Origin of the sequence: Actinomadura rugatobispora (assembly GCF_042656285.1) — a bacterium.
Lineage (GTDB): Bacteria > Actinomycetota > Actinomycetes > Streptosporangiales > Streptosporangiaceae > Spirillospora > Spirillospora rugatobispora.
In genome coordinates this window covers 1-541 of the sequence record NZ_JBHSON010000321.1, presented here as the reverse complement: position 1 = coordinate 541, position 541 = coordinate 1, and the positions used below count along the sequence as shown (strand labels likewise).

At 55.5% G+C, this 541-nt stretch carries 1 protein-coding gene; it reads right to left on the bottom strand.

Annotated features, from left to right (window positions below; genetic code table 11):
- Window positions 1–39 precede the first annotated feature (39 nt).
- Window positions 40–480, bottom strand: coding sequence for a hypothetical protein (locus tag ACFPZN_RS56600; protein WP_378293772.1), 441 nt, complete (start codon window positions 478–480; stop codon window positions 40–42).
- Window positions 481–541: the final 61 nt, after the last annotated feature.

Below are 541 nucleotides of genomic sequence, written 5' to 3'. Positions count from 1 at the left end.
GCGAACCGGGCCGCGCCATCCCGATGGGCGGCGAGCAGGTCAGCTGGTTGTGTTGATGTTGTAGCCTGAGCTAGCATCCACTCCGGCAGTGCCTATGGTAACGACATCGACGAGCGTGCGCGTCTCGTGGGTTAAAATCAGGGTCCCCGATGCATCCCACACGGCCATCCCGTAATCTGGCTTTGTCTGGGGGAAAATTGTGAAAAAATAAACGTACGCTGTGCCGGTTGCATTAGGTCTGAGAAAATCAATCGTGATGGTGTTTCCGCTTACCGTCTGAGTGATTTCCACCTCAACCGTGCAATGAACGAAGGCCACAACGGGCTGACCTGAGGGAAAAGTGTGCGTCACCCTGGTATTGAAACCCGATGTTCCCTGCAGTGCCGCTGTCTTTCGCGCCTGTAATGCAATTGGCGAGCTGTTGGCGGTAACCCATACCTCACCGCTCGTCGTCGTCAGTAAACCGCCGTACTGCGCCATTCATGCCCTCTCGATCTGGAAAATGAGAAAAGCTGCAACAGCGGGTTCAGTCCCTGCTGAG